Source organism: uncultured Campylobacter sp., assembly GCF_938045465.1.
GTDB lineage: Bacteria > Campylobacterota > Campylobacteria > Campylobacterales > Campylobacteraceae > Campylobacter_B.
In genome coordinates, this window is sequence record NZ_CALIBF010000189.1 from 1 (window position 1) to 8,941 (window position 8,941).

The window sequence follows — 8,941 nt, forward strand, 5'->3', positions numbered from 1 at the left end:
CCGGAGCTTTTGAAACTTCCTTGCATTTTTACCTCCTTATTCGCGCGATCGCGCTTAGAAAATACTCGCAAATTTTAGTCGCTTTGCTCGCACTTCTAAAATTTCAATTATCTCACTTAATTATAAAGCTATTTGATACCAAAATACAACTGTCAATTTTTATTTTTGAACCACCTTTTAATTTCATCAATCCAATCTAGACTTTTGATGCTATTATCTCGAGCTATTTCAACATATCTTTTAGCAAATTCTATTTTTCTATATCCACTATCTTGATCAAAAAAACCTTTTAATATTTTCCAGTCCGCATCTCTTAAATTAAAACAAAAATGTGAATTGAGAGACTTATCTTTAAAATTTTTTTCATCTTCAAGTATAGTGACAATATTTTTATCTTCAATATACGTTTTTAACGTTTCAATAAAAATGGCGCCGTACAAACAGTCTTCTATTTCCGTTTTCATTTCATAATTGTTGCTGCTTATATCAACTAAAAATGTTCTTTGATCTTTACTATTATTCAAAATCCTTTTTGCCACCATATTATTTTTGCATTTGCTATCACAAACAAGTTGTTCACTCTTGCCATCACTATCTATTAAACAATATATTTTACCCTTTATATTATCTTTTTCAGACATTGGTAATTTTAGATACTCATAAATTTTTATAACTTCAGAGGCTCCTCCAACTGGCAATATTCTTAAATTATTATCTTTCACCAAGTCTTTAAAGTAAAAATCAAAATAGACCTTATCTGAGCTACCTTCACAAATTAGCCAGTTATATGGTTTATTTAATCTTACTGATGAAACAATAGATTGTACCAAATCATGCATACTCTTTAGTTGTATATCATTGGGCATTTCTACATCTTTATCTTTTCTATTTTTTACTATTTGTCTTAATCTTTCTCTATAGTTATATAAATTAAACGTACTGAAATTAAATTTTATCTTATCCCCATCAACTTCTTTTGATAAAAAATGAGCATTTCCGCTTAGTGTTACAGGTAAAAAACCATACCAGTGAGTTGTAATCAAAATTTGCATATTATTTTTTTGCAAATTTATTATCTTTTCAAACTGACTAAAATTATTTGATACACTCAATGAGGCTTCTGGCTCATCTACTGCAAATATAATTTCTTTATTTCTTATATCTTGACTACTAAGTAGCCCCGCAGATACCTCTATAAATGCTTGTCGTTTTTCACCAGAGCTTAACTGATCGGCAGATATTTTCTTATTATCTTTAATTTTATGTAGAGTCCTAATAGAAAAAAATAGCTCAATAACTTTTTGAGTCAATTCATTCATACTAATATTTGTTCTTTTAGAATGTTTATAAGTATAAAATTTTAGCTTGCTTTCTAGCTCGCTAATAAAAGCATTCAATTTTATATTTATATTATCTAGGGTTTTATCGGCTATTATTTCTCTAATTTTTTCATTAATGTCGGTACCAATTAATTTCTGCATATTATTAGTTTCAAGTTTCGTAAACTCTTCTATTCCAGCTTCTACAGGCATATAAATATAAGAATAATACTTTCTGATAAAATCATTAATATCAACAAGCCCTTTTCTCAATTTTTCATTGCTATCTTCTTTTTGGCTATCAAATTCTTGTATATCAAACAAATTAGCAATAATACCATCAAAAGAGCCAAAATGAGCATGTGTTGTACTCCAATATCCTCTACCGGATAGTATTAAATAGTGAGTTTCTTTATATATACCATTGAGTTTTCTCAGATCCAGCATCATATCCTTTGCCTCAAAACTCTTGCTTCCTAGCCGATTTTCTATAGTATCAAAATCCCACATACACTCATTAATTTTCTCTATTTTTTTCAATAATTCATTGTTACTACCAATTATATTATTTGCTATATTCTTATCTATTAAATGAGCGATTGTTATATAAGGGATATTTGCATCGGTAGTGCTTGCTCCCTTCGTTACATTCCACTCTCTACCATTAAAATATGTATCAAGAGCTTCTAAAATGGAGCTTTTTCCTACACCATTATCACCAATATACGCTATAAAATTATGATTAGTAGTAACTGGTATATATTTGACTCCGCCATATATCTTGTAATTCTTTAATAAAATTCCAACAAGCATATTTTTAATTCCCTTCTGAAATATTAATTCTTAAAACTATGAATAGGAGCCGGTATCTGGCCGCCGCGGGCGATGAAATCGGCAGATGAGTTTTTATTTACGCTCATCACGGGCGCGCTGCCCAGAAGCCCGCCAAATTCCAGCGTGTCGCCCTCTTTGCCTTTTGGGATTATGCGCACGGCGGTCGTTTTTTGATTTATCACGCCGATCGCGGCCTCGTCGGCTATGATCGCGGCGATCGTCTGTTCGGGCGTATCCTGCGGGATCGCGATCATATCGAGCCCCACCGAGCAGATCGCGGTCATCGCTTCGAGCTTTTCTAAGCTTAACGATCCTGCGCGCACCGCGGCGATCATGCCCTCGTCCTCCGATACGGGGATAAACGCGCCGCTAAGCCCGCCTACTTGGTTGCAAGCCATCACTCCGCCCTTTTTGACCGCGTCGTTTAGCATCGCAAGCGCAGCCGTCGTGCCGTGCGTGCCGACGCGCTCTAGCCCCATCTCCTCAAGCACGCGCGCGACCGAATCGCCCACCGCCGGGGTTGGGGCTAGCGAGAGATCGACAATGCCAAATTTCACGCCCAGGCGCTCGGATGCCATTTGGCCTACGAGCTGTCCGATGCGCGTGATCTTAAACGCCGTCTTTTTCACGGTCTCTGCTACCACGTCAAAGCTCGCTCCGCGTACCTTCTCAAGCGCGCGCTTAACGACGCCCGGGCCCGATACGCCCACGTTTATGACGACTTCAGCCTCGCCCACGCCGTGAAATGCGCCCGCCATAAAGGGGTTATCCTCGACGGCGTTGGCAAATACGACTAGCTTTGCGGCGCCGAGATCCGAAAGCCTCGCCGTCTCTTTGATCACGCGCCCCATATCGGCGACCGCGCTCATATTTATGCCCGTCTTGGTCGAGCCGATATTTACCGACGAGCAGACTTTCTGCGTCGCGGCGAGCGCGGCGGGGATGGAGTCGATTAAAATTTTATCGCCCTTTGCGTAGCCCTTTTGCACTAGCGCCGAAAAGCCGCCGATAAAGTCGATGCCGACCTTTTGCGCCGCCTCGTCCATCGCTCTAGCAAGCGGCACGTAGTCTGCGGCATCCGTCGCCGCGCCGATGATGGCAATAGGCGTTACGCAGACGCGCTTATTTACGATCGGGATGCCGAGTTCTGCTGAAATTTCATTGCCGACCTTTACTAGATCGCGCGCCTTGTTGGTGATCTTGGCGTAAATTTTCTCCGCGGCTTTGTCGATATCTGGATCGATGCAGTCAAGCAGGCTGATACCCATCGTGATCGTGCGGATGTCGAAATTTTGCTCCTCGATCATCGCGATCGTTTCGGTTACGTTTTTGATGTCCATTTGCGCGCCTTAGATGTTGTGCATGGCGTCAAAGATCGCCGAGCTTTGGATGTTGATTTTAACTTTTAGCTTTTCGCCAAGCTCGTTTAGCTCCTCGCGTAGAGCAGTAAAATCCTGCTTTTCGTCGCTGGAAACCACCGCCATCATCGTAAAAAACTCGTTTAAAACCGTCTGGCTGATGTCGTCTATGTTTAGCCCAAGCTGCGCGAGCTTGGCCGAAACGCCCGCCACAATGCCAACCTTGTCCTTACCGATCACCGTTACGATCGCTTTCATTCTTACTCCTTTTTAAAATTTAGTGCTTTTGAGCGTGGAAGCCTTTTAAAATGACTAAGCTTTGCTGCCGTTTGAAATTATCAGCGCAAACACGATTGCGACCAAAGCGTAAAATATTACCGCGAGCCATATCGCCCATCTATTCACGCCGCCGCCCTTTCTTAGGGCTTCGTCGTCCTGCTTATCTAACAATGAAACAAAACTATCGCAAACGAAATATTTCGCCATAGTTCCGCTACTGACGCTAATTGCCATTCCTATACTTCTATCATATTCATCCAAAAACGGAATAAAGCAGGAAATTAATACAACGGCAAATAGGGCTGCGGCAATTTTATACTCCTTGCGGTACAGAAAAAAGAACAGCGTGCCGAAAAAGGCCCACCAGCTCCACGTGCTTACGTAATTTAACTCGCGCTGCTTGCCGGCGGCGAAAAATTTCTCGCAGGCGCGTGCGTAAATTTCAACCTTACTAGGAGTTTGCAAGAAAATTCCCAGCTTCTGCCGAAGCAGCTTGCCGTCAGATAAAATTTCTCTAGCGTAATCCGTCATCTCACTCTCCTTAGCGATAAATCCCCACGGCGGCGCGGACTTTTTGCATCAATGAAGCAGCCGTCGCAGCCGCCCTTTGCGCGCCCTGTCTTAGCATCTCGTCTAAAATTTCGCGGTGGCTTTGATAGTATTCGAATTTATCCCGCGCGTCTTTGAAGTAGCTAAGCACAAGCTCGTTTAGATATGCCTTGAAGTGCCCGTGCCCCTCGCCTCCGCGCTCGTAGCGAGCCCGCAGCGCCGCTTGCTCCGCTTCGTTTAAAAACAGCTTCGCGATATTATAGACATTGCATCCGCGCCACTGCTTAGGCGCCTCTAGCGGCTCGGAGGTCGTTACGATACTTGAAATTTGCTTCTTTAGCGTCGCGGCATCTGCAAAAATATCGATCGTATTGCCGTAGCTCTTGCTCATCTTCGCGCCGTCCGTGCCCGGCACGATCGCCACTTCATCATTTACGCGCGCTTGCGGAATAGTTAAAATTTCGCCGTGGGCGTTGTTAAATTTAAGCGCGATGTCGCGGGCGATCTCAACGTGCTGGATCTGATCCTTGCCCACGGGCACGACCTCCGCGCTGTATAGCAGGATGTCCGCCGCCATCAGCACGGGGTAGCTAAATAGATCATGCTTGCTCTCAAAGCCCTTGGCGATCTTGTCTTTGTATGCATGCGCTCGCTCGAGCAGCCCCATCGGCGTATATCCGCTTAAAATCCAGTAAAGCTCCAGCACTTCTTTCACGTCGCTTTGCACCCAAAACACCGTTTTTTTAGGATCGATACCCAGCGACAAAAACGCCGCGGCGGCCTCGTAGGTGGAATTTTTAAGCTTTGCGCCGTCGCTTACGGACGTGAGCGCATGGTAGTTTGCGATAAACATAAACATCTGCTCGCCCGCGTTTTGCGCATCCACCATCTGCTTGATACTCGCGAAGTAGTTGCCCAAATGCAGCTTGCCGCTGGGCTGAAGACCCGTTAAAATTCTCATCGTTGCTCCTTTAAATCAAAATCAGATCGCCGTCTACGAAGCCCGCAGCGACGTGCTTGCACTTAAAAATTTTTGCATCTGGCATCTGCTCTCGTAGCTCGCGCAAAGCCTGTACGAGCAGTTTTAAAACCTGCCGCCACGAAAGCTCATTTAAAATTTCAAGCTGCAAGCGCGAGCTTTGCGGATAAAATTCATCCTCGTCCTCGCACGCCCAGTCGTCGTCATTCCCGTCGTAGCTGCTCGATCCCGCGAGCTGCAGCGCGTAAGGCTCGTAAAGATCGAAGTGCCACGCGATTACGCGCTTTGGAATTTGCTCGCGCTCTAAGCCCTCTAGTAGCTCGCGCAGTTTTTGCTTTAGCGCCTCTTTCTTTTCAAGCTTATCGCCTTTGCCCTCTTTGCCGTGCGGCTCGGAATTTTTGCCGCCGCCAGAGCACTTCTGCTTAGACATCTTTTTCCCTTTTAAATTTAGCCCGTCGCAGGCGGAGCAAATTTCTTTTACGATCTTTTTTACGCTTTTATTTTCGACGTCGATTACGATGTCGGCCTTTTTTTCATACGCCCCGTCTCTTTGGGCGTGCAGCGCTGCGGCCTTTTGCAGATCCGCTAACAGCGGGCGCTTTGCAAATTTTTTCTCCGCGTTTTCGCTATTTTTTAAGCGCTCGATGATTCCCTCAAAGCTTGATTTCAGATACACGACGGTGCCGATTTTGTTTAAATTTTTCACGGCGTAGAAGCCGCCGCCGGTGGAGATCACGGCGTGCCTGACGGACTTTTCTAAAAATTTCGCAAGGCCCCCTTCCATCTTTCTAAAGCTCTGCTCTCCCTGCTCTTTAAAAATTTGCCCGATCTTTTTATTGGCGTAGCTTTCGATCATATCGTCGCAATCAAGCGCAAACATCCCGCTTTGCGCAGCCAGAGCCCGCGCTATCGTGCCCTTGCCGACCCCCATAAAGCCGATGAGCACGATGTTACCGCTCTTCATCGCTCTCACCTTTTTTGCGCGGCAGCAGCACTAGCGGACTTCCCGAAAGAGCGAAGCTCGCGCGCAGCCTGTTCATCAAATAGCGCTTGTAGCTAAAATGTAGCGCTTGCGGGCGGTTCATCACAAGAGCGATCTTCGGCGGCGCAAAGCCGATCTGCGCGGCGTAGTAAATTTTAACCGATTTGCCCCGCTCGCGAGGTATCGGATGCGCCTTTATCGCGACTTCTACCGCTTCATTGATCCTTGCGGTGCCGAGCTTGCGAGTGAAATTTGAATAAACCTCCAAAATGAGCGGGTAAATTTTATGGATCCGCTTCCTGTCCGTCGCGCTGACGCTGATGATCGGCGCGTAGGAAAGAAATTTAAACCTATCGCGCAAATCGCGGCAAAACTCGTCGTAATCGCGCTCGCAAAGATCCCATTTGTTTAAAATTATGATTAGACCTAGTTCAAATTTAGCCGCAAGCCCCGCGATGCGCTCGTCCAGCTCGTTTAGCGGCTCGCTTGCGTCAAGCACCAAAAGCGCGATGTCAGAGCTTTGCAAGATTTTTTCGGTGCGATTTAGCGCGAAACGCTCGATGCCCTCGATCTTGCCGCGGCGGCGAATGCCCGCCGTGTCGATAAACTCGAGCGTGCGCCCCTCAAATTCCGTGCTTTCGTTCACCGGATCGATCGTCGTGCCCGCATAATCGCTCACGACCGAGCGCTGCGAGCCCACAAGCGCGTTTAGAAGGCTTGATTTACCGACATTTACCCGCCCGATGATACCCACGCCGATGGTTTTACTGGCGTAAAATTCCTCGTCGCGCCCCTCTTTCGGCTCGCCCTCGTCGTTAAAGCCCTCTATAAAATCATCAAAAATTTCATCCTCGTCCTGCTGCGCGGGCGCAGGGTCCAAAAAGCCGTAGATCCACTCTTTGAGCTCGTCGATGCCGCTGTTGTGAGAAACGGAGATCGGGAAAAATTTAACGCCGAATTCGTTAAACTCCCAGCTGCGCTCCTCGTCGCGCTTGCCGTCGATCTTATTGACCGCCAGGGCGATGGGCTTACCGAGCTTTTGCAGCGAGAAAAATATCCGCCGCTCATCATCGCTCGGAAGCAGCTTGCCGTCCGTCATAAAGATTATCAAATCCGCGCTCTTTGCCTCGCTTAGCGTCTTAGCCTGCACGCGCGCAAACAGCTCGGAGGCGTCGTCTAAGCCGCCAGAATCGATCACGCGCACGCGACGATCGAAAATTTCGGCTTCGGCTCTATTGGTATCGCGCGTCGTACCCGCAACGTCGCTCGTGATGGCGATGCGAGCGCCTGCTAGGCGGTTAAAAAGGCTCGACTTGCCGACGTTGGGGCGCCCGATGATGATCAAACTTTTCACGTTCGTCCTTGTAGTTTTTGGCGCGATTATAACCAAAAATAGATTAAAGCCAAATTCTACGCGCTCGCTCGCGGAAGGAAGCGGCAAAATTTTATAAAATTTAGGCGCTAAATTTAGCGAAATTTTATCGCAACACTAGCGGGACGCCGCTCGTAAAAGACACCAAGGCGCGCGATCCATCGCCACGGATGACGCAAAACTGGAGCTACGCGTAAATTTATAAAATTTTAAAACTGAAGCCTGTCCGCGAAAGCTAGCAACCGAAGCGCGAAACAGACACAACTGCGCGAAAGTATAAAAACCCGCAGCTGCGTAAATTTTGACTATTCCGCGCATACAAGCGCCGAAGTACAAAACCAAGCCGTCGCGTCCAAACGTGCAAAAGCAGGCGGCGCGGCGAAATATTAAAACGGCGGAAAATTAAAATTTAATCATTATGCGTGTATAATTCCGCAAATTTAAAGGGACGCGATGAAATACAACAACTTCTTGCTGCACCATCTAAGCGTGTATTATATGCTGATGGCGTGCTTTTACAACTCTCTTACGGGCGTTTTTGCCAAGCTTTTGGGCACGCAAATTTCATCGCTTGAGGTCGTGCTCTTTCGCAATCTGCCGGGACTTTTGATCCTGCTTTATAAAATCAAGGTTCGTCCCCTCGCGGCGCGCTTCGCAAACAAGGGCGGTCATCCTTTTACGCTCGCGTTTCGCGGCATTATCGGGATTTTGGGGCTGATGGTATTTTTTTATAACGTCGCCAACATCAGCCTCGGCGAGGCATTTACCTTTCAAAAAACGGCGCCCATTTGGACGGCGATCATCGCGTACTTTACCCTCGGCGAAAAATTCGGCGCGATGGGCTGGTTCTCGGTCTGCCTGGGCTTTGTGGGCATCGTTTTGGTAATTCAGCCGCAGTTTGGCTTGCAGCCGAGCGATATTTTTGGAATTTTAAGCGGATTATTCGCCGCGACGCGCAAAGCGGGCATAGTAGCTACGATCAGCTACACAGACATCATCTTTTCGACGCTATTTGGGCTGCTGCTAGGCGACGCCCTGCCCGGTTTCATGGCGCTTTCGGGCATGGCACTCATCATCGTCGCGGGCACACTTGTGGCGAACCGAAAGTAGCGTGCGATGAAACAAAAATTCTACTCCGCGTTTTGGCTGAAACATCTTGGCGTTTACTATATGCTCGTAGCGAGCTTTTATTTCGCGTTAAACGGCGCGCTAGCCAAGGTCATGGCGGAGCGGATGAGCAGCGCCGAGATCGTGTTTTTCCGCAACGTC

7 protein-coding genes and 1 pseudogene are annotated in these 8,941 nt (G+C 46.7%); 1 reads left to right on the plus strand and 7 read right to left on the minus strand.

Annotation, left to right across the window (positions count from 1 at the left end; genetic code table 11):
• Window positions 1–152: 152 nt before the first annotated feature.
• The 7 genes and pseudogenes from Q0413_RS09225 to der all read right to left on the minus strand — a co-directional run bounded on the left by Q0413_RS09225 (window position 153) and on the right by der (window position 7,654).
• Entirely contained in the window at window positions 153–2,132 is a 1,980-nt protein-coding gene (locus tag Q0413_RS09225; RefSeq protein ID WP_298989612.1) for an AAA family ATPase, read from the minus strand.
• 23 nt (window positions 2,133–2,155) lie between these two features.
• Window positions 2,156–3,493 carry a PFL family protein gene (locus tag Q0413_RS09230; RefSeq protein ID WP_298989614.1) on the minus strand — a complete coding sequence of 446 codons (1,338 nt, stop codon included), beginning with the start codon at window positions 3,491–3,493 and terminating at the stop codon, window positions 2,156–2,158.
• A 9-nt stretch (window positions 3,494–3,502) separates the two neighbouring features.
• Window positions 3,503–3,769 carry an ACT domain-containing protein gene (locus tag Q0413_RS09235; protein WP_298989616.1) on the minus strand — a complete coding sequence of 89 codons (267 nt, stop codon included), beginning with the start codon at window positions 3,767–3,769 and terminating at the stop codon, window positions 3,503–3,505.
• A 54-nt stretch (window positions 3,770–3,823) separates the two neighbouring features.
• The gene (locus tag Q0413_RS09240; RefSeq protein WP_298989619.1) at window positions 3,824–4,321 is read right to left on the minus strand and encodes a DUF2628 domain-containing protein; all 498 of its coding nucleotides are present in this window, start codon (window positions 4,319–4,321) and stop codon (window positions 3,824–3,826) included.
• Window positions 4,322–4,331: 10 nt separating this feature from the next.
• Complete coding sequence (gene trpS, locus Q0413_RS09245; RefSeq protein WP_298989622.1) at window positions 4,332–5,300, minus strand: tryptophan--tRNA ligase; 969 nt, start codon at window positions 5,298–5,300, stop codon at window positions 4,332–4,334.
• Between the two features lie 487 nt (window positions 5,301–5,787).
• Window positions 5,788–6,282, minus strand: a pseudogene (locus tag Q0413_RS09250) (shikimate kinase); the annotation flags it as partial.
• Window positions 6,269–7,654: a ribosome biogenesis GTPase Der gene (der, locus tag Q0413_RS09255; protein WP_298989626.1), complete on the minus strand. Its 1,386-nt coding sequence runs from the start codon at window positions 7,652–7,654 to the stop codon at window positions 6,269–6,271. The gene der and the pseudogene Q0413_RS09250, both read right to left, overlap by 14 nt.
• Before the next feature lie 471 nt (window positions 7,655–8,125).
• On the opposite strand from der, the gene Q0413_RS09260 reads away from it, so the two are divergent.
• On the plus strand, window positions 8,126–8,782 hold the full coding sequence (locus Q0413_RS09260; protein WP_298989629.1) for a DMT family transporter: 657 nt from the start codon (window positions 8,126–8,128) through the stop codon (window positions 8,780–8,782).
• Window positions 8,783–8,941 lie beyond the last annotated feature (159 nt).